The organism is Winogradskyella aurantia (assembly GCF_002266855.1).
In the GTDB taxonomy this organism is placed as follows: Bacteria; Bacteroidota; Bacteroidia; order Flavobacteriales; family Flavobacteriaceae; genus Winogradskyella; species Winogradskyella aurantia.
Genome location: NZ_NGJN01000008.1, coordinates 20,579 through 39,201 on the forward strand (window position 1 = coordinate 20,579; position 18,623 = coordinate 39,201).

General features: G+C 36.6%; 17 protein-coding genes. 9 read left to right on the top strand and 8 right to left on the bottom strand.

The window, feature by feature from the left end:
- Positions 1–173: 173 nt before the first annotated feature.
- Positions 174–719: a DUF2911 domain-containing protein gene (locus CA834_RS13240; RefSeq protein ID WP_094969204.1), complete on the top strand. Its 546-nt coding sequence runs from the start codon at positions 174–176 to the stop codon at positions 717–719.
- 55 nt (positions 720–774) lie between these two features.
- On the opposite strand, the gene CA834_RS13245 is transcribed toward CA834_RS13240, so the two are convergent.
- The gene (locus tag CA834_RS13245; protein ID WP_094969205.1) at positions 775–1,407 is read right to left on the bottom strand and encodes a 7-carboxy-7-deazaguanine synthase QueE; all 633 of its coding nucleotides are present in this window, start codon (positions 1,405–1,407) and stop codon (positions 775–777) included.
- A gap of 68 nt (positions 1,408–1,475) precedes the next feature.
- On the bottom strand, positions 1,476–1,922 hold the full coding sequence (locus CA834_RS13250) for a Rid family detoxifying hydrolase (RefSeq protein ID WP_094969206.1): 447 nt from the start codon (positions 1,920–1,922) through the stop codon (positions 1,476–1,478).
- Between the two features lie 57 nt (positions 1,923–1,979).
- Between CA834_RS13250 and CA834_RS13255 the strand changes: the two genes are divergently transcribed.
- From CA834_RS13255 to CA834_RS13280, 6 genes are read left to right on the top strand one after another with little or no spacing between them, the layout of a single operon-like run.
- Positions 1,980–3,518 (top strand): helicase HerA-like domain-containing protein, encoded by a 1,539-nt coding sequence (locus CA834_RS13255; RefSeq protein WP_094969207.1) that lies wholly within the window; start codon positions 1,980–1,982, stop codon positions 3,516–3,518.
- Positions 3,519–3,535: 17 nt separating this feature from the next.
- Positions 3,536–4,093, top strand: a complete 558-nt coding sequence (locus CA834_RS13260; RefSeq protein ID WP_094969208.1) for a hypothetical protein — start codon at positions 3,536–3,538, stop codon at positions 4,091–4,093.
- A gap of 23 nt (positions 4,094–4,116) precedes the next feature.
- A complete protein-coding gene (locus CA834_RS13265; RefSeq protein WP_094969209.1) occupies positions 4,117–4,482 on the top strand; it encodes a cupin domain-containing protein in 366 nt (121 codons plus the stop codon).
- 4 nt (positions 4,483–4,486) lie between these two features.
- Complete coding sequence (locus tag CA834_RS13270; RefSeq protein WP_094969210.1) at positions 4,487–5,314, top strand: alpha/beta fold hydrolase; 828 nt, start codon at positions 4,487–4,489, stop codon at positions 5,312–5,314.
- A 21-nt stretch (positions 5,315–5,335) separates the two neighbouring features.
- A complete protein-coding gene (gene rluF / locus CA834_RS13275; RefSeq protein WP_094969211.1) occupies positions 5,336–6,094 on the top strand; it encodes a 23S rRNA pseudouridine(2604) synthase RluF in 759 nt (252 codons plus the stop codon).
- A 1-nt stretch (position 6,095) separates the two neighbouring features.
- Positions 6,096–6,518, top strand: coding sequence for a VOC family protein (locus tag CA834_RS13280; RefSeq protein WP_094969212.1), 423 nt, complete (start codon positions 6,096–6,098; stop codon positions 6,516–6,518).
- Between the two features lie 6 nt (positions 6,519–6,524).
- Here CA834_RS13280 and CA834_RS13285 read toward each other — a convergent pair whose 3' ends face one another.
- The 4 genes from CA834_RS13285 to argS all read right to left on the bottom strand — a co-directional run bounded on the left by CA834_RS13285 (position 6,525) and on the right by argS (position 12,234).
- The gene (locus CA834_RS13285; RefSeq protein WP_094969213.1) at positions 6,525–7,409 is read right to left on the bottom strand and encodes a bifunctional 5,10-methylenetetrahydrofolate dehydrogenase/5,10-methenyltetrahydrofolate cyclohydrolase; all 885 of its coding nucleotides are present in this window, start codon (positions 7,407–7,409) and stop codon (positions 6,525–6,527) included.
- Between the two features lie 26 nt (positions 7,410–7,435).
- Positions 7,436–8,767, bottom strand: a complete 1,332-nt coding sequence (gene ffh / locus CA834_RS13290; protein WP_094969214.1) for a signal recognition particle protein — start codon at positions 8,765–8,767, stop codon at positions 7,436–7,438.
- A gap of 293 nt (positions 8,768–9,060) precedes the next feature.
- Entirely contained in the window at positions 9,061–10,344 is a 1,284-nt protein-coding gene (locus CA834_RS13295; protein WP_094969215.1) for a carboxypeptidase-like regulatory domain-containing protein, read from the bottom strand.
- A 111-nt stretch (positions 10,345–10,455) separates the two neighbouring features.
- Positions 10,456–12,234 (bottom strand): arginine--tRNA ligase, encoded by a 1,779-nt coding sequence (gene argS, locus CA834_RS13300; protein WP_094969216.1) that lies wholly within the window; start codon positions 12,232–12,234, stop codon positions 10,456–10,458.
- Positions 12,235–12,809: 575 nt separating this feature from the next.
- Here argS and CA834_RS13305 point away from each other — a divergent pair.
- A complete protein-coding gene (locus CA834_RS13305) occupies positions 12,810–14,834 on the top strand; it encodes an ATP-binding protein (RefSeq protein ID WP_240507613.1) in 2,025 nt (674 codons plus the stop codon).
- A gap of 263 nt (positions 14,835–15,097) precedes the next feature.
- Here CA834_RS13305 and ctlX read toward each other — a convergent pair whose 3' ends face one another.
- The gene (gene ctlX / locus CA834_RS13310; RefSeq protein WP_094969218.1) at positions 15,098–16,030 is read right to left on the bottom strand and encodes a citrulline utilization hydrolase CtlX; all 933 of its coding nucleotides are present in this window, start codon (positions 16,028–16,030) and stop codon (positions 15,098–15,100) included.
- A 129-nt stretch (positions 16,031–16,159) separates the two neighbouring features.
- Here ctlX and CA834_RS13315 point away from each other — a divergent pair, with 129 nt between their 5' ends.
- Entirely contained in the window at positions 16,160–17,905 is a 1,746-nt protein-coding gene (locus CA834_RS13315; protein WP_094969219.1) for a M14 family metallopeptidase, read from the top strand.
- 82 nt (positions 17,906–17,987) lie between these two features.
- On the opposite strand, the gene CA834_RS13320 is transcribed toward CA834_RS13315, so the two are convergent.
- Complete coding sequence (locus CA834_RS13320; RefSeq protein ID WP_094969220.1) at positions 17,988–18,569, bottom strand: NUDIX hydrolase; 582 nt, start codon at positions 18,567–18,569, stop codon at positions 17,988–17,990.
- Between the last annotated feature and the right edge of the window lie 54 nt (positions 18,570–18,623).

Here is an 18,623-nt window from a genome sequence, read left to right on the forward strand (position 1 = left end):
ATTAAACTATTTTGGTTTAAATTTATAACTATTAATTCTATTTTAATGATAAAACAAAACTTAACCTGCGTGAGATATAGCATTATACTATTGAATTGTAAATTTTAATAATTCTTTACGACAGAGTCACCATAATAACTTCTAATTTTAACCAAATAATTATAACAACACTTATGAAATTAACAAGACTTTTTACAGCAATGGCATTTTCTTTTATGATGCTTTTATCATTTAATGCTAACGCACAGGAATTTAAGGGCCTAGACAAGAGCCCAATGGATGTAGCTGCTTTTCCTAGCGACTACAAAGACGCCAATAAACTCATTAAGATTGTCTACAGCCGCCCACAATTAAACGGACGCTCTGTTGAAAAGCTAGCACCCAATGGCAAAGTATGGCGAACAGGTGCCAATGAGGCAGCAGAATTGACCTTATACGTTGATATGATGTTGGGAAAAACGAAAGTAAAAGCTGGCACTTACACCTTTTATGTTATTCCTGGAGAAAAGGAATGGACAGCTATTATTAATTCTGACCTGAATGTTTGGGGTAGCTATTTCTACAAACCGGAAAATGATGTGGCACGAATAAATGTCCCTGTAAAATCAGATGAAGACTCGCTTGAGGCCTTTTCAATAACGTTTGAAAAAGCTGATAATGGTGTCCATATGTTTTTAGGCTGGGGCAATACGCGCATTGCAGTTCCATTTGTAAAATAAGATCTACATTATTAAGATAAAAAAAGCCTTGAAAGATGTTCAAGGCTTTTTTCATTTAGGGTATATTCAAATACTTATGGGTTTGCAGCGACACCTTCCATTTTGGATTGGCCATCACATAGTCTACAATCTGTGGCATCATTTTATCGCGCTTGCTCCACTCAGGCTGCAGATACAAAATACAATTTGAATTAACTTTGGCCGCTTGCTCTTCTGCAAAACGAAAATCATCTTTATTGTAGATGATGCATTTTAGTTCATGCGCCTTTTCATAAACCTCTTCTGTAGGTAGTTTGTTTTTTTTAGGCGATAGACAAATCCAGTCCCAAACCCCTGTTAGTTTGTAAGCACCAGACGTTTCAATATGTGTCTGAAGGCCCTTTGCTTTTAACTGATCTGTGAGCGGATTCATATCCCACATCAGCGGTTCACCACCGGTAACTACAATGGTATTGCTATACTTCACCGCGTTCTCAACAATTTGTTCAGTGGCTGTCGGTGGGTGTAATTCGGCCAACCAACTTTCTTTTACATCGCACCAATGGCATCCTACATCACAACCACCTATACGAATAAAATAGGCTGCCGTTCCTTTATGATACCCTTCACCTTGAATAGTATAAAACTCTTCCATTAAAGGCAATAAAAGGCCTTTATCAATTAGCTCTTGTTGTTCGCGTCTTGTCATAAGTCGCAAAGATAACTTATATAGTTAGAAGTATAAAGCAATAATCTAAGGACCCCAACTAGAATAGTTTACTTGGCTGCTATAACATCAATCTCTATACTTGCGCCACCAGCTAAATCGGCTGCGGCAAATGTAGTCCTTGCTGGTTTCTTTGTGAAATGGGTGGTATATACCGAATTAAATGCCTTAAAATCATTTATATCTTTTAAAATGACCGTGCACTTTACCACATGGTCTAGAGATAAGCCATGGTACATCAAGACCTCTTGGATATTTTTAATAACCTGTTTGGTTTCGACTTCAATACCACCTTCTACTATTGCACCTGTTTTGTGGTCCTTCCCAATTTGACCTGTTAAAAATAATAAATCACCTGTTTCTACAGCATCACTAAAAGGCGCGTTAGCTCGACTTGTCTCATGAGATTTATGAAAGATTATCTTTCCCTTGGCCTTATTACAAGACAAAAAGAAAACAATACAAAACAAACTTAAAAATACGTGAGAGTACTTCATATACAATGGTTTTAATCTTGACTAAAATTACATTATTTTTATGCAAAATTTGGATGCATGAAAAACAAAGCGGATTTCATTAAACAAATCAACGAAGGCAATAGCTTTAAGGGTGATTTCATAACCTTAGGTGCCGCCATGCTCGAGGGTGAAACCATTACGAATGCCTATGTTAATGTTCCCTTGAAAACCATGAATCGCCATGGATTAATTGCCGGTGCTACGGGAACAGGCAAGACCAAGACCTTACAGGTTCTGGCAGAAAACCTATCTGAAAAAGGGATTCCCGTATTGTTAATGGATATTAAGGGTGATTTAAGTGGTTTGGCCAAACCAAGCCCAGGACATCCAAAAATTGATGAGCGCCACGAGAAAATTGGCTTACCCTTTGAACCAAAGTCCTTCCCTGTCGAAATATTGACCCTGTCTAAACAAGATGGGGTACGATTAAGAGCAACCATAAGTGAGTTTGGACCAGTCTTAATTTCTAGAATTCTAGATGTTACAGAAACCCAAGCCGGAATCATTTCAGTCATCTTTAAATATTGCGATGACCACAAATTACCCCTTCTAGACTTAAAGGACTTTAAGAAAATTCTTCAATACGCAACAGGTGATGGTAAACAAGAGTTTGAAGAAGCCTATGGAAGAATATCAACAGCCTCAACAGGTGCTATTTTGAGAAAATTAGTTGAAATAGAACAACAAGGCGGTGATTTGTTCTTTGGAGAAACATCTTTCGACACGCAAGACCTTCTGCGTATAGATGAAAATGGAAGAGGCTATATAAATATAATTCGACTGACCGACATTCAAGACCGACCCAAGCTCTTTTCGACCTTTATGTTGAGCTTACTTGCTGAAATTTATTCTACATTTCCTGAGCAAGGGGATAGTGGTAGGCCAGAACTTATTATGTTTATAGATGAAGCACATCTTATTTTTAACGAAGCGTCTGATGCCCTTCTCAATCAAATAGAAAGCATTGTAAAACTCATCCGTAGTAAAGGTATTGGACTGTATTTTGTTACCCAAAATCCAACGGATGTTCCAGAGGCTGTACTGGGTCAACTCGGGTTGAAAGTACAACATGCGCTTAGGGCCTTTACGGCGAAAGATAGAAAAGCAATTAAACTGACAGCAGAGAATTATCCAGATACCGACTATTACGATACTGCAGACGTATTAACATCCTTAGGAATTGGGGAAGCTCTAGTCTCTGCTTTAGACGAAAAAGGCAGGCCCACACCACTTGCGGCTACCATGATGCGTGCACCTATGAGCCGAATGGATATTTTAACGGAATCAGAACTTAGTAGTTTATTGTCAGAATCTCAACTCGCCAAAAAGTATAACAAAGAAATAGACCGAGAAAGCGCCTACGAAATGCTTAATGAAAAAATTGAGCAAGCTGAGGCTGAGGAAGCCAAACAAAAAGCCCTCAAGGAAAAAGAAGCTATCGAACGTGCTGAAAGCAAAAAAAGACAAAGCACCAGTAGTAGACAAAGCACACGTCAAAATCCATTTGTCAAAGTGCTTTCTAGTCCAACAGTAATACGCAGTGTTTTGGGCATACTTACCAAAATGCTTAAATAATCAAACCTCAATCTAACATGAAACATCAAAACGTAATTGTGCTTTTTTGCGCCATTTTATTAGCTAGCTGCACAAGGGAAAACCCGGTAAACCCATTTTTAATACAAAAAAATCGAATAGGTCTATTGACCGATTCAACTCAAGTTAAGGATTTAGATGTCATTTTTCCAATGGATTCTGTGGTTAGATATATCGCTGGCGATGAATTTGCAGGTTCTGTAAATATCATAGAGGTCTTTGAAAAAGGAGGTAAAAAGTTACTCGATTTATCGCCTGAAGAGGCTCTTGATTCAACCTCGTTGATTTCATCAGTGCGAATCATTGACCAACGTTACAGAACCGAAAAGGATATTTCGGTGCTCAGTACATTTAAAGATATCAAAGAAAACTACAAAATATCTAAAATCGATAATCTTATTAATTCCATAGTTGTGTCTGTGAACGACATCAACGCCTCTTTCACTATTGATAAAAAAGAGCTACCTGCAAGTTTACGTTTTGATATGGACTTAAACATAGACCCCATTCAAGTTCCAGAAAAGGCAAAAATTAAGTATTTTATGGTGCACTGGTGAATTAGGCAATATATTAAATAGCTATGAAAAAGAACTATACTATACAAAAATCCCCATTTATTGTACCCACTGATGATGGAAAGGAAATCAAAGAACATTTTGGACTAGCCTCAGATGGTACGTCTGAAATTAGCATTGCCCACATGGTGGCACCACCAGGCTGGAGTGAGCCCTTTCAAACACCGCAGTTTGATGAATACACCTTCATTATTAAAGGAAAAAAGCAATTCATTATAGAGGATGAAACGGTAGTTCTGGAAGCCGGGCATTCCATTAAGGTAGAAAAAAACACCAGACTTCAATACTCCAATCCGTTTACTGAACCATGCGAGTATATAGCCATTTGTTTACCGGCTTTTTCAATGGAAGCTGTAAATAGAGAATCGTAGAGCTATGACTAGTTTCGTTGTAAGGTCCATAGGAAATGTACTTAATGCCACTAGCCTTGTCTCAGCGCGTTATGCATCTGATAAAGCCTTAAAATTATTTGCGTCTCCACGAAAAGGAAGATATACCGAAAGCCAAAGAGAGGTCATCGATTCTGCCATTTACCAAGAGCTGAACTATCAAAATTTAAATATTGCTACCTACAGATGGGCTGGAAAGAATAAAACCGTTCTACTCGCACACGGCTGGGAAAGCAATACATCACGTTGGGATTACCTGCTTCACCACTTGAAAGCCGAAGACTATAACATTATTGCATTGGATGCGCCAGCACACGGCCAGTCGGATGGCAAACAATTCAATGCTCTACTCTATGCTGAATTCATAAACCAAGTGGCTCAAGAATTTAAACCTGAAGTTTACATAGGACATTCCGTAGGAGGCATGGCATGCGTATTTTGCCTAAATAAACATAAATTACCCTTTGCTGAGAAATTAGTTTTACTTGGGGCACCTGCCCATTTTACCGGTGTTTTCTCAAGATATAAATCTATGATGGGCTATAATAGCCGTATTTCAAAAGGCTTAGATAAAATTGTGATGGAGCGTTTCGGCCATTCTACGGATTATTTTTCTGCGGCAAACTTCTCATCCAAATTTACACTTAAAGGCCTTATTGTGCACGACAAAAAAGATCGGATAATTCCATATGAAGATGCCCTACTCTTTGCTAACAGGTTTAAAACAGCTGAACTGTTAACTACAGAAGGGTTTGGTCATAGTTTAAGAGACCCATCGCTAACACCAAAAATCATTGATTTTATAAACGGCTAAACTTTATCGTATTTTTACACTATGCCTGAACAGCAAAAACGCCTAAATAAGTATCTCAGTGAAGCTGGATACTGCTCTCGTAGGGAGGCCGACCGCTTAATTGAGGCTGGTCGTGTTACGGTGAATGACGCTGTGCCAGAAATGGGAACAAAAGTTACTTCCGAAGATGTTGTTAAAGTGGACGGAAAAATTATCGGTGAACGAAAACAAGATTTTGTCTACTTGGCATTTAACAAGCCTGTTGGCCTCGTTTGTACAACAGATACGCGTGTTGAAAAAGATAATATCATTGACTTTATCAATTACCCTAAGCGTATCTTTCCCATTGGGCGATTAGACAAACCGAGCGAAGGTCTTATACTTCTTACAGACGATGGTGATATAGTCAATAAGATATTAAGAGCCAGTAATAATCACGAAAAGGAATACGTAGTTACCTTAGACAAGCCCATTTCCCAGACTTTTATCGAGCGCATGTCTGGCGGTATTTATCTCGAAGAACTTGGCCAACGCACAAGAGAATGTAAGGTTGAAAAAATTGATCGCTTTACATTTCGGATTATTTTGACACAAGGACTTAATCGGCAAATTCGCCGTATGTGCGAATACTTAAATTATGAGGTAATAACCCTAAAGCGCATACGCATAATGAATATTGAATTAGATATTCCTACGGGAACCTACAGGGAACTTACAGATGAAGAATTTAAAACCCTGAAACGATTAATTCAAGATTCCACGAAAACCTTTCAACCTAAAACAAGAAACACCAGAAGATAACATGACTCAGCTTTCGCCTTTTCATTTAGCCATTCCCGTACATAATTTAGAAGAATGTCGACGATTTTATACAGATATTTTAAATTTTGAAGAAGGTCGGAGTAGTGACCATTGGGTAGACTATAATTTTTTTGGTCATCAACTGGTCATCCATTACAAACCTAAAATACAAGAGGATAACCATACCAATCTCGTAGATGGAAAGGATGTTCCCGTCCCACATTTCGGTGTAGTATTGCCATGGAGCATCTTTCATGATTTTGCCGAATTACTAAAAACCAAGGGGATTACATTCATTATAGAACCCTACACCAGATTTAAAGGTCAGGTGGGTGAACAAGCTACAATGTTTTTCAAAGATCCTTCAGGTAATGCCTTAGAATTTAAAGCATTTAAGGACATGCGTCAGTTGTTTGCCAAATAGGTAGCCTTACTGTTTATTCTTTCTATGTTGCTCTCTGGCCAATAGAGTATTTTTTAATAACATAGCAATAGTCATAGGACCAACACCACCAGGAACAGGAGTAATAAAACTTGCTTTTTTACTGACATTGTCAAAATCTACATCACCGGTAATATGATAACCTTTTTCTGAATCATCCGCAACGCGCGTAATACCAACATCTATTATTACGGCATCATCCTTTACCATTTCGGCTTTTAGAAATCCAGGAACACCCAAAGCAGAAATAATAATATCTGCTTGTGATGTAATTTGGGTTATATTTTTAGTATGACTATGCGTCAACGTTACGGTTGAATTACCAGGAAAACCTTTACGCCCCATCAGAATACTCATAGGTCGTCCTACAATATGTGAGCGCCCAATAATAACGGTATGCTTACCATCTGTTTCGACATTATAACGATCTAAGAGCTCTAAAATACCAAATGGTGTCGCCGGAATAAAAGTAGACATATCCAAGGCCATTTTACCAAAATTCATCGGATGAAAACCATCGACATCCTTATCAGGATTTACTGCCATTAACACTTTTCGGGTGTTAATCTGTGGAGGTAATGGTAATTGAATAATAAAGCCATCAATATCATCATTGTGATTTAATTCCTCTATCTTATCAAGAAGCTCAATCTCGCTTGTAGTGTTGGACATACGAACCATTGTAGACTCAAATCCTACACGTTCACAAGCTCTTACCTTACTACCAACATAAGTTAAGCTTGCGCCATCATTTCCTACGATTACAGCAGCCAAGTGAGGTACTTTTTCTCCATTAGCTTTCATCTTGTCGACTTCAGCCTTAATTTCATTCTTAATGTCACTACTGATTTTTCTACCGTCTAAAATTGTCATACTAATGGATTTATTCTATTTGATGCCTAACGCGGCATATTTTTCATCATTTGCATCATTCGCTTTCCGCCTCCGCCTTGCATCATTTTCATCATTTTGCTCATCTGGGTGAACTGCTTCAATAGTTGATTGATTTCTTGAACTGAAGTCCCTGAGCCTTTGGCAATACGCTTTTTTCTACTGGCGTTGATTACCGATGGGTTTGTGCGCTCCTCAGGTGTCATGGAATGAATAATAGCCTCAATGCCCTTAAAGGCATCATCATCTATATCGATACCCTTCATCATTTTACTAGCTCCAGGTATCATCCCAATAAGGTCCTTCATGTTACCCATTTTCTTAATCTGCTGGATTTGCTTCAAAAAATCATCGAACCCAAATTGATTCTTAGCAATTTTCTTTTGCAGCTTTCTAGCCTCCTCTTCATCGTATTGGTCTTGGGCGCGTTCAACAAGTGAAACCACATCACCCATACCTAAAATACGATCTGCCATACGTGAAGGATAGAAGACATCTATAGCTTCCATCTTCTCACCTGTACCGATAAACTTAATTGGCTTATCAACTACAGATTTAATAGAAATAGCAGCACCACCGCGGGTGTCACCATCTAATTTAGTAAGAATGACACCATCAAAATTTAAAATATCATTGAAGGCCTTTGCTGTATTAACAGCGTCTTGACCTGTCATAGAGTCTACAACGAACAAAGTCTCTTGTGGCTCAATTGCCTCGTGGATATTTGATATTTCAGTCATCATGGCTTCGTCGACAGCCAAACGACCTGCAGTATCTATAATAACCACATTAAATCCATTAGCCTTTGCGTGGGCAATCCCTGCTTTGGCAATTGCGACAGGGTCATTGTTTCCTTTGTCACTAAAAACCTCAACATTGATTTGATCACCAACGACATGCAACTGATCAATAGCCGCAGGACGGTAGACATCACAAGCTACCAATAGTGGTTTCTTGGTCTTTTTATTTTTTAGATAATTGGCAAGTTTACCAGAGAAGGTGGTTTTACCAGAACCTTGTAAACCTGACATCAGAATAACACTTGGGTCGCCTGAAAGGTCTATTCCTTCGGCATCACCACCCATGAGTTCGGTTAACTCATCCTTTACAATCTTAACCATTAACTGACTAGGTTGCAGGGTTGTTAACACATTTTGACCTAAGGCTTTTTCCTTAACGGTATTAGTAAATTCCTTGGCAATTTTAAAGTTAACATCAGCATCTAAAAGCGCTCGTCTAACTTCCTTCAAAGTTTCGGCCACATTTACCTCGGTAATACTACCATGACCTTTTAATACGTGTAACGCCTTATCTAACTTCTCACTTAAATTATTGAACATAATCTTGATCTAATTTAGAAGTTGCAAATTTAAGAATTTAAGAGAGATAAACGAATGAGGCAAGCGCAATTATGGGTCATTTTTTAATCGCCAAAAGGAAAGACAGCTATTTGGCTGAAAATAGTTCCATGTATTAATTTAAATTCTCTAAATCCTTTTTAAGCAAAAACTTACAATTCTCGTACCCTGATTTATTTAATTATTACATGTCAATCAGCAAATACAAATAATTAATGCTCACAGAATGCAAAAACTGCGTATTAAATCCAGCTAATCTCCTTAGCGTGTTTCATCTAATTTTCTGCTCTGGCTTTCTCTCGCTCTATACTTTTCTGAATCTTTTCTATCGCAGTCTCAATGGACTTGTCTGGTTCAATTAAATTATAGGCACCCCAAAAATCAGGATCGGAAAAGCCTGAAATGGCATCCGCAATTATCACTGAAGGTTTTAGCCTGTCTTTAGCCTTAACTTTTTTGTCGGTTGTATTAATCTCCCAATCTGTTATTGCCATTTCGCTTGATAGCGTATATACCTTATTGAATAATTGGCGTTTTTTATTGATCTTAAAAGTTAAATTGAGATTAGCATAATTGAAATGCCATTTGTTACCACTGATTTTATAATCAACTTTATAATTAGCCTCAAGTGGGTAGACCACAACATCTCTAGGCTTTCTCTTAACAAGAAGGTTTTTTGTCCTTGCCCTATTACTTAAATCCAGATAGTAATCGGCACTGACTAAAGCCAATGTTTTTGAATCGATATATAAGTTGCCATTGTAGTTGATATTAAGCCCACTATCTTTTGTTTTGAAGTACACCACGTAAACGTTCCTATTATCTATGTTTGTTGGATCTTTGAATTCAAAATCATAAAAAGGAATCGTTTCTTCAGTAAAAATATACTCTGGATACTTCATTAAATCTAAGTAGATTGTCGAATAGGGTCCTCCCTGTAGTTTTACAGAGACAGTATCCAATCGTTTATAGTCGGTACTTTTTCTTGCCTTGCTCAAAGCAATTATGTCTTCATCACGCGAGGTGTATGGCTCTTTGTAAATATCAACTACCGCTTCAGTTAGCGATACGTTTCGCTTTCGTCTTTTTATGGTCTCCCTGTAAAACGCTGTCATAATTACAGATTCATTCTGCAGTCTTTCGGCCTTATTTTCAAATACCCTTTCAACTAGGGCTTTTGCATTTTTAAATGCTGAAATATTAACTTCTGACAATTCGGTTACAGCCTTATAAAGCTCTATTTTGATTTTATTATCCTGAAGCTCAGATAGGGATATCATAAAATTCTTGTAGCCCAGATAAGAGGCAACCAAGCGTGGATTTAGTATTTGATTCGGGATTTTTAGAACAAATTCTCCCTCTGAATTTGTCACTGTGCTCAGGTTTTCGTTCAAAATAATTAAACTTACTGCCTCTAGAGGTTTTTTTGTGTTTCCGTCTATGACTATACCACTATATTCTGAAAATACTGTTTGAGCCGCTAGTATTGAGGAAAATACCAAACTAAGAATTAACAAATTAAGTTTTAAACCATATTTCTGATAATGAGTATTTTTCATCTTTCAAGTAAATCTTTTTTATAGCATAAGTAAATATAGTGATTACCAGCAAAAAAAATATTTGAAAACTGTTAAAATGAATTCACTTATTAGTGTAATTTATGCTGTCACTTACATTCTGGAAGGCACCTCAATACCTAATAGGCCAAAAGCGTTCTTAATGGTTTGTCCAACCACTTTGCAAAGCAGCACTCTAAAGGATTTTTCTTCTTTATTATCTGCGCCTAGAATAGACACATTTTGATAGAATGAATTAAAATCCTTAACAAGCTCATAAGTATAATTAGCAATTAATGCAGGACTGTATTGGGATGCGGAATTTTGTACGACTTCAGGGAATTGTTCCAATTGCTTTAAAAGCTGTTTCTCCTTTTCGTGTAATTTAAGTCCTTTGATTACTGTATCTGTAAGGTCAATATCAGATTTTCTTAAAATTGATTGAATCCTGGCATAGGTATATTGAATGAAGGGCCCCGTATTACCTTGAAAATCTATTGACTCTTTTGGGTCGAAGAGAATTCGTTTTTTAGGGTCAACCTTAAGGATGAAATATTTAAGTGCACCGAGTCCTATGGTTTTGTAAAGTAGCTGCTTTTCTGCTTCGGTATAGTCATCTAACTTTCCGAGATTCTCAGATATTTCTTCAGCAGTTGTCGCCATTTCCTCAATTAAATCATCAGCATCCACCACCGTTCCTTCACGGCTTTTCATCTTGCCACTTGGCAGATCTACCATACCATAGCTTAAATGAAATAGATTCTTAGCCCATTCAAACCCCAGTTTTTTTAGGATTAAAAACAAGACCTTAAAATGGTAATCCTGTTCATTTCCCACGGTGTAAACCATACCTCCCACATCTGGATAATCCTTTAGGCGTTGCACAGCAGTGCCAATATCCTGTGTCATGTATACTGCTGTACCATCACTACGCAGAACAATCTTCTCATCCAGTCCTTCATCCGTTAAATCGCACCAAACAGACCCATCATCCTTAGTAAAAAAAACACCCGTTTTTAATCCTTCAGCAATAAACTCCTTGCCCAATAAATACGTATCACTTTCATAGTAATACTTGTCAAAATCAACACCTATGTTTTTGTAAGTTTCTTCAAAACCCTCATAAACCCAAGCATTCATTTTTCTCCAAAGTGCCACAACTTCGTTATCCCCAGCTTCCCAACGTCGCAGCATGTCTTGAGCTTCAAGCAATATTGGCGCATTTTTTTTTGCTTCTTCTTCAGAAACACCCTCACGCATCATTTCAGTGACTTCAGCTTTGTATGCCTTATCGAAAGCTACGTAATAATTCCCTACCAACTTATCACCCTTTAACCCTGCCGATCTCGGCGTCTCGCAATTTCCAAAACGCAGCCATGCCAGCATACTTTTACAAATATGGATTCCTCTATCGTTAATGATTTGGGTCTTGTAAACTTTTTTACCGGAGGCTTTGAGAATTTCTGCCACACTGTAACCTAATAGCACATTTCTAACATGCCCTAAATGAAGCGGTTTATTGGTGTTTGGAGAGGAATACTCAACTATTATGGCCTTTTTGTCAATGTTATGAGAAAAACCATAATCCTTTAGGTCCTTTATGCCATTAAAGAATTGAAGGTAATAGTCATCCGAAATCTCAATATTCAAAAAACCCTTTACAACATTGAACTTTTCTACCAAGGGCATTTTATCGACCAAATATTGCCCTATTTGCTCTCCAATCACTGCTGGATTGCCTTTAACAATCCTTAGCATCGGAAATATCACAACAGTAATATCGCCAGGGAATTCCTTTCGTGTTGCCTGAAATTCGACAGACTCCAACTCTGCATTAAATATTGATTTTACAGCTTCCTTAACCTGAAATTCTAAAGTTTTCTGAAGTTCCATATGGGCTTATTACAAGATGTTTTTTAAACGTCTGCAAAGATAGAAGTTATTATTTTAATTCTTTCTTCAATACTGTGAATTCAACAATTTCAGAACTCTTGATTTTGAGACCAAAAAATTAATCCGGATATTGAAATTAGTGTCGGTCATATCAGTAACTTTTTAAATGTGGGCTACTCGTTTTTGGAAAACAATTCATTTACATACAATTTTCTGATTTTCAAACATTTAAACCATATATGCATTTCATCGAGAATAGTGTAGTTTTCCTATGTTTTTTGCCGTTTGTCGATACATCTTTTTTTTCGTGAATTTCATCTGTCAGTTTATCTAATTTATTGGTATTAAGTCCTAATAATTAGTGTATTTGAGTACATTATGGCATTTTTGGTAGGCTATTAATCAATGTCCCAAACATTAATGAGGCTTAATTATCAAACATTAACCAAGTTGTTATTGTTTTGTGTTAACTTACTTTTTATTTCCCTCCGTAAAAGTTTTTCACATCAAAACAGTGCAATTCATCTTACTGCTATTTTAAGATGAAGCAGCTACTGACCATAACGTTGGTTCTAATGTCTCTTTTCGTTTATTCTCAAAACGAAAAGATAGATAAACTTACCTTTGAATTAGCCTATCACAAACAAGACTCTATTAAAGTTGATCTAGCTTTGAAGCTTATTGAAGAGCTCTATAAGGTTGAAGATTACAAAAAAGCATTGTTATATGTAAATCAAACAACCAAACTCTCCCAAGATTTAAATTACGTAAGGGGCCTTGCCGAAAGCAGTTACTATAGAGCATTAATCTATGCAAAACGCAATGACTATTTCAATGCTATTGACAATTATAACAAATCTAGAAAGTACTTCACACAAATTAAGGATACGCTAGGAGTTGCCAAGGTTAGCAATAGTATTGGCCTCATTGAGATTAAACGTGGCAATTACAGTTTAGGATTAAAAAACTCGCTTGCAGCAATCACCATCTTCGAAGAACGCAATCTTCGCGATGAATTAAGTACCGCATACAATAATCTAGCCGAAGCCTACTTCAAAACAGGTCAACTGGACAAGTCTCTAGATTTTAATTATAAGGCTTTAGAGGTTAGAACACAGATTAATGATAAAAGAGGTATCATACAATCCAATAAGAATATTGCGGAATTATTCTCCATGAGAAAGGAGCACCGTAAAGCCATTGAATATTTTGAAAAAGTACTCAACCTTATAAATCCAGAAACCGATAAAGACCTAAGAGGGGAAATATTACCAAAGCTTGGCATTGAATACTTGGAGTTTAAAGAGTTTGATAAAGCCAGTGAGCTATTGGTAGAAGGACTAAAATACAATAGAAAGCAAGACAACCAAGAGGGCATTTTAAAAGCCCTTAACGCCATAGCAAATTTAAATCTTCAAAAAAGAAAAGTTAAATTGGCAGAACTTCAACTGAACGAAGCCTACGCCATTGCTAAAAAAATCGATAATAAAAAAGCCCTACTGGAAAACTACAAATTGCATATTGCCTTAGATTCCACGAGAGGTTATTTCCAAAACGCCTTCTTTTGGCAGAATAAATATTACGACCTGAAAAGCCTCATAGAACAAGAAGATGAAGATATTTTGAATGTTAGAAATCAAGTTAAGGAAATAGACGACATTTCTTTATTCGATGCCGTTGATAAAGACACCTCTAATCCTTCTAACAAAAATGTAAAGAGAACCTGGTATAGTAACTCCTATATATTTTATGGCCTTATTGCAGCGCTTATAATAGTGCTTGCTCTTCTTTTTTATAGCCTAAATAAAACAAAAGGAATTAAAGATGAACTTTTAAAGCAGGAAGATTTCCTTCGTCAAGAAAAAGCTAAAAATGAGACCATATCAGAACAAATCCAGCATCTTGAGGAAGTCAATCAAGTAAAGGACAAACTTTTCTCCATAGTTTCACATGACTTAAAGGATTCTATTTCCTCAATTAAAGCCTTCCTCGATTTACTCAAGGAAGATAGTATTTCAAAAGAAGAGTTTAGGGATTTAATTCCTGAACTTAGCGAAAATGCCGATAACGCCTCATCTCTTTTGTTCAATCTACTGAATTGGTCAAAGTCTCAAATGCAAAACCTTGAGCCTAAACCAGAGCTTTTTAATATCCAAGATGTATTTCATACTAAAATGGCTTTGGTTGAGCAAAAGGTTGAAGATAAACGCATTGTTTTGATTGACGAGTCACAACGTGACTTTGTTTATGCTGACCGAAGTATGATTGAGATTGTGATTCAAAATTTAATAACCAATGCCGTCAAATTCAGTAGAACCGGCGATGTTATCACCGTTTCTAATCAAGACGCCAAAGGAAAATCTCTCATTTGCGTCGAAGATACAGGAGTAGGAATATCTCCAGAAAATATTGAAAAACTATTTAACGTCAATAAAAACTTCACCACTGTAGGCACTAAAAATGAAAAAGGCACCGGACTCGGATTGACCATTGCTAAAGACCTTGTAGAACTCAATAAAGGCCGAATCTGGGTTGAAAGCACCCCTAATGTAGGCAGTAAATTCTTTATTGAACTTCCTAAGGCTGCACCACAAGCCTAATTATTTTTATTAAATATCCTTGTTCAGATATGAAACATTTATTTAGCAGAGAGATGCGGGGTTATCCTCGCACATATTGCTGCCAAACATTTTAAAGGCAAAACAAGAGATAACAACCGTAAACATTATGTGTTGTACCGCCTTTGCTCACTGTGAAGAAGAAATCTTCGAGGATAAAATAAACTTACAAGAGCATGGATTTAGCGCAGTTGGCCATTGTGTTTGGTAAGCCAAAAAATTAAGTAAATCTTGAATAAGCTCAACTAAGACCTTGGCAAAAATACCTCTGCCATCATGCAGCGTGCACTACCACCTCCACAGGTTTCAATGGTATCAAGTGAGCTATATATAACGGGGCAATGCTTTTCAATTTTAGTTATTTGCCCTTTATCTAAGCTCTTATAAGCCGATTCGCTCATAATAAGATATCGTTGTTGATCATCGCCTTGTAACTGAAGCATATTTCCAGCAAAATTTTGCATTTGGGCTTCAGAAATAGAAATAATTTCTTTCCCATCTCTCTTAAGATGTCCTACAACATTTTTTCGTTCCTTTTTATCATCAATGGCATCCAAACAAATAATCGCAAAGTTTTCAGCGATACACATCATTACATTTGTATGGTATATGGGCAAACGCTTACCGTCCGTAGTCTGATTGGCCCTAAAAATAACGGGTGTATATTCAAAATCCTCACAGAACTCAATGAACAAGTCTTCATCAGCTCTTGGAGATAGAGCACAATACGCTTTTCTATTTACTCGATCCAAAATCATACTTCCGGTCCCCTCTAAAAAAACACCCATGTTTTCGGCAGAGGTATAGTCGATAATATGCTCTATTATAAACCCTTCCTTTTCCAGTCTTATAAATACTTCGTCCCTACGCTCTTTTCTGCGATTTTCAGCAAACATAGGATATATGGCTACATCACCATTACTATGAAAACTTACCCAATTATTAGGAAAAATAGAGTCTGGCGTGTCCATTAGCTTATCATCTTGCTCAACTATGACTTTAATTCCAACCGCTTTTAGTTTGTCCACAAAATCATCAAACTCCTTTTGAGCTTTAGCATTTATTTCAGCGTTTTTTAAGTCTAAATCTTCTTGAAAATAATTATTTACGGCCGTTTGCTCATTCATCCTGAAATTAATAGGACGAATCATTAAAATAGTATCTGTAGTTTGCTGCATTTGTAGAATTTGAAAGATTGGGCAAAATTAATCTATTTTATAATCTCTAGACCTCTTGAAGTAGAGTTTTATAAGTTAAAATCTGTAAGTTTGAAAACATTTTAAAATACTAAAATCGCCAATACAAAAATGAATAAACTATTTCTTGCCCTACTGCTTTTGGCCTCTTGTGCTGAAAATTCCAACACGGAAAAAGAAAACGCGATAAAAAATGATTTCACCACTGTTTTTGAGAAAAGTGAAGGCTTTGAAACAGCAACTTATGAAGAAACCATCGATTTTTACGCACACCTGGCGAAAAACTACCCGGAAATAAGTCTGCAATCTATAGGTGATACCGACGCCGGCAAACCTTTACACATGATTACCTATAATCCGAGCAAAAGCGGCGATAACTTCTCAGAGCTTAGAAAAGAGCACCATATTTTAATGATAAATAATGGCATCCATCCAGGGGAATCAGACGGTATTGATGCCACAATGATGCTGTTTAGGGATTTGGCAAATGGCAAAATAAAAACTAACAATAACACCATTGTTGTGACCATTCCTATTTATAATGTGGGTGGTAGCCTCAATAGAAATTCAACGACTAGAACCAATCAAAATGGCCCAAAGGCATACGGGTTTAGGGGTAATGCCCGGAATTATGACTTAAACAGGGACTTTATAAAATCAGACACTAAAAACGCTAGGACTTTTGCTAAGATATTCCATTTGGTTAAACCTGATGTATTTATTGATAACCATGTTAGCAATGGCGCAGATTATCAATATACATTAACTCATTTATTTACACAGCACAATAAACTAGGTGGCGCTTTGGGACCTTATCTACATACTGAAATTATGCCTCAACTCGAAAGTAAGCTCAGTGACAAATCATGGGATATAACACCGTACGTAAATGTATTCAATAAGGTTCCAGAATCTGGATTCTCTCAGTTTTTGGATACACCGAGATACTCAACAGGTTATACGACTCTATTCAATACCCTGGGCATGATGGTAGAAACACATATGCTTAAACCATACAAACAACGAGTTGAAGGTACATACGAACTTATGAAAAGTATGATTGAAATCGTTGAAGAAAATGGGGCGACTATTAGGCAACTCAAAGATGGTTACAAATGGTCTGTGGGTGATACCTATCCATTATCTTGGGAAGTGGACACCACAAAACACAGTATGTTAAAATTTAAAGGCTTTGAGGCAGACAGGATTACTAGTGATATTACGGGTGCGCCTAGATTAAAATATAACAGGACCAAGCCATTTACCAAGGATGTAGTGTATGAAAATTATTTTAAACCTAAATCTCAAACTACAATTCCTAAAGCTTATGTTATTCCCCAAGGCTGGCACACTATAATTGACTTACTTCAACTAAACGATGTTGTTTTGCAAAGCATTGAAAAAGATACCATAATTAAGGTTGAATCATATCGCATAGCAGATTATGACACTAGAAAAAATGCTTACGAAGGTCATTATATGCATTATAACACAAAAGTTAAATCATCAATAAGGAACATGAAATTTATAAAGGGTGATTATATAGTTTATACCAATCAACCTAGTCTACGCTATTTAATAGAAACTTTAGAACCTATTGCACCAGATTCATTTTTTAACTGGAATTTCTTTGATACGATCCTACAACAAAAAGAGGGGTTTTCTCCATATGTTTGGGAAGATAAGGCTAACTTTCTTCTAAAAACCAACCCTAAGCTTCAAATTGAATACAACATTAAGATGAGTTATGATGAAGAATTTGCAAATAATTGGTATGCACAATTAGACTGGATTCACAAAAAGAGTGAGTTCTATGAAAAAGTGCACTTACTTTATCCCATCTTCAGAATTAATTAAATGGAAGAACCGATAAAATTTTATACATGAAATGGTTAGCTAAAAAATTCAAGGTTTTAAAAGGATGTTGTTTGCCGATAGCTTAAACCAAAACCTTAATGTTTGCATAACTATTTTCAAGTGCTTTTTTAGATGCATTTTTATCCAGCCACTGCACCTTGGTTATACCTTCGTTTTCTTGTGGAAGAAGCTCACCCTCAAAATTGGTTTTCATTTCAAACCAATAGGTCACCTTTATCCTATGTTTTCCATTGCGCTTAAAAATATGATAAGTTGTAGGTAAACTTTTAGTAATAGCCAATCCCTTCACACCCGTTTCTTCTTCAACTTCTCGGATTGCGGTTTCTTCAATAGATTCCTTGCGCTCGGCTTTTCCTTTAGGCAAATCCCATTTGTCGTTTCTATAGATAAAAAGAACCTCATTCTTTTTGTTATAGACTTTGCCTCCCCCTGCCACTACCACTGGGAGTAACTTAAGAAAATGCTTAAGAAGCTTTTCTGGGTTTTTGTGTACTAAATGAACCGCTTTTAAATCTGTTTTATTTAAGGTTTTGATAACCTTACCGATACTAACAGATTTTAGAAGGAACGATTTGAAATCAGTCTCAGGTTGTACTTCTGAGGTTAAAATAATAGGTTTATTACCAACGTAAACCGTGTACATCAATTAGGAAAATTACCACTTCATTAGTGTAAAAGTATTATTTTTTTTATTAAA

Excerpts from the sequence above, each read along its gene's own strand:
- CA834_RS13320 (WP_094969220.1), bottom strand. The coding sequence starts at position 18,569 with ATGTACACGGTTTACGTTGGTAATAAACCTATTATTTTAACCTCAGAA.
- CA834_RS13250 (WP_094969206.1), bottom strand. The coding sequence starts at position 1,922 with ATGAAGTACTCTCACGTATTTTTAAGTTTGTTTTGTATTGTTTTCTTT.
- CA834_RS13260 (WP_094969208.1), top strand. The coding sequence starts at position 3,536 with ATGAAACATCAAAACGTAATTGTGCTTTTTTGCGCCATTTTATTAGCT.
- CA834_RS13255 (WP_094969207.1), top strand. The coding sequence starts at position 1,980 with ATGAAAAACAAAGCGGATTTCATTAAACAAATCAACGAAGGCAATAGC.
- ffh (WP_094969214.1), bottom strand. The coding sequence starts at position 8,767 with ATGTTCAATAATTTAAGTGAGAAGTTAGATAAGGCGTTACACGTATTA.
- CA834_RS13265 (WP_094969209.1), top strand. The coding sequence starts at position 4,117 with ATGAAAAAGAACTATACTATACAAAAATCCCCATTTATTGTACCCACT.
- CA834_RS13285 (WP_094969213.1), bottom strand. The coding sequence starts at position 7,409 with ATGACAATTTTAGACGGTAGAAAAATCAGTAGTGACATTAAGAATGAA.
- ctlX (WP_094969218.1), bottom strand. The coding sequence starts at position 16,030 with ATGCAGCAAACTACAGATACTATTTTAATGATTCGTCCTATTAATTTC.
- CA834_RS13280 (WP_094969212.1), top strand. The coding sequence starts at position 6,096 with ATGACTCAGCTTTCGCCTTTTCATTTAGCCATTCCCGTACATAATTTA.
- CA834_RS13305 (WP_240507613.1), top strand. The coding sequence starts at position 12,810 with ATGTCTCTTTTCGTTTATTCTCAAAACGAAAAGATAGATAAACTTACC.
- CA834_RS13295 (WP_094969215.1), bottom strand. The coding sequence starts at position 10,344 with ATGAAAAATACTCATTATCAGAAATATGGTTTAAAACTTAATTTGTTA.
- CA834_RS13245 (WP_094969205.1), bottom strand. The coding sequence starts at position 1,407 with ATGACAAGACGCGAACAACAAGAGCTAATTGATAAAGGCCTTTTATTG.
- argS (WP_094969216.1), bottom strand. The coding sequence starts at position 12,234 with ATGGAACTTCAGAAAACTTTAGAATTTCAGGTTAAGGAAGCTGTAAAA.
- rluF (WP_094969211.1), top strand. The coding sequence starts at position 5,336 with ATGCCTGAACAGCAAAAACGCCTAAATAAGTATCTCAGTGAAGCTGGA.
- CA834_RS13240 (WP_094969204.1), top strand. The coding sequence starts at position 174 with ATGAAATTAACAAGACTTTTTACAGCAATGGCATTTTCTTTTATGATG.
- CA834_RS13315 (WP_094969219.1), top strand. The coding sequence starts at position 16,160 with ATGAATAAACTATTTCTTGCCCTACTGCTTTTGGCCTCTTGTGCTGAA.
- CA834_RS13270 (WP_094969210.1), top strand. The coding sequence starts at position 4,487 with ATGACTAGTTTCGTTGTAAGGTCCATAGGAAATGTACTTAATGCCACT.